We start from the raw sequence: 1,399 nt of genomic DNA on the forward strand, positions 1-1,399 counted from the left end.
GGCGCGGAGCGCGTCCGCCCCGGCGCGGCTGGCCGGGGCGGAGGCGGGGCGCCCCGCCGTCGCGTCCGCACCCGGCGGACGGCGGTGCGCGAAGGGGGTCAGGCGGCGGCGTTGAGGCGCTTGTCCGCGCGGGTGGGCGCGCTCACGTCGTGCAGGAAGGTGGCGACCTGCCGGTAGGACTCCCAGAACCCCACCTCCAGGTAGGGGATGTCGCGCTCGGCGCAGTACTCGCGGGTCAGCTCCCGGGCCCGGCCCAGGTTCTTCTGCGGCATCGTGGGGAACAGGTGGTGCTCGATCTGGTAGTTCAGGCCCCCGTAGAGGAAGTTGATCCACCAGTTGGGGCGGATGTTGCGGGAGGTGAGGACCTGGCGCTCCAGCCAGTCCAGGCTCTCCTTCTCGCCGTCGCGGACCTCCATCCCCTTGTGGTTGGGGGCGAACATCAGCCCGAAGTACACGCCCAGGGCGGCGTGCTGGACCAGGATGAAGGCCACCGCCTGCAGCGGGGTCAGCACCCAGAAGACGGCCGTCAGGTAGAGCGCGGCGCGCAGCACCACCAGCTCGATCTCCAGCCAGCGGTGCCTGGTGCCGGACTTGGAGAGCTCCTTGACGGTGGTCTTCTCCATCTTGTAGCCCTCGAGGACCAGCAGCACGAAGAACAGCACCCGCTGGTGGCGCACGATGAAGCGCCCGGTGCGGGTGCGGCTGGCGTACTGCTTGATGTCGAAGATCGCGGTACGCCGGCCGATGTCGGGGTCGAGGCTGATGTGGTTGGGGTGGCTGTGGTGGCGGTTGTGGTGGTTGACCCACCAGGCGTAGCTGACGCCGCTGAAGAAGTTGGCGTGGAAGTAGGCCACGAACGTGCCGATGCGCTTGTCGCGGAACATCGCCTTGTGGCCGACCTCGTGCCACATGTAGGCGCTCTGCACGCCGCACAGGCCCATCCACACCGCCACCGGCATCTGCCACCAGGAGGCGCCGATGAGGAAGAAGGCGGCCAGGCCGGCCCCGATCAGGGCCAGGTTCAGCGCCAGCCTGCGGTAGTCGTAGCGCGGGTCGAGGTCCAGCAGGCCCTCGGCTTTGACGCGCTTGAGGAGCTCGGCGAAGGTGGCCGAGGCGCCCTTGCTGCTCGCCTGGCCCGTGGCGACCGCGAGGCCGGGGTCGAGTGTGCGTACCGAACCTGTGGGGGTCTCAGTGATGTGCGGAGACTGCATAGAAGGATCTCCTTGAGCAGGACGTATCGCGGCGTAGGGCACCGGATGAGAGCACACGTCAGGGTCGGCCAGCGCACTGATGCGGCACTGATGACTGCCTGGACCGGCGCCGGAGCCGGCTCGGGCCCGGGCCGGGGCGCGGTCCGGGCGCGCTGGAGGAACGCACGCGGCCCGGGGCGCGGCCCGGG

Annotated in this window: 1 protein-coding gene; it reads right to left on the minus strand. The window is 70.1% G+C overall.

Annotation, left to right across the window (positions count from 1 at the left end; translation table 11 throughout):
• Positions 1-98: 98 nt before the first annotated feature.
• Positions 99-1,211, minus strand: a complete 1,113-nt coding sequence (locus IE330_RS38420) for a fatty acid desaturase family protein (protein ID WP_190140807.1) — start codon at positions 1,209-1,211, stop codon at positions 99-101.
• Positions 1,212-1,399: the final 188 nt, after the last annotated feature.

The organism is Streptomyces longispororuber, from assembly GCF_014656095.1.
Lineage (GTDB): Bacteria > Actinomycetota > Actinomycetes > Streptomycetales > Streptomycetaceae > Streptomyces > Streptomyces longispororuber.

Excerpts from the sequence above, each read along its gene's own strand:
- IE330_RS38420 (WP_190140807.1), bottom strand. The coding sequence starts at position 1,211 with ATGCAGTCTCCGCACATCACTGAGACCCCCACAGGTTCGGTACGCACA.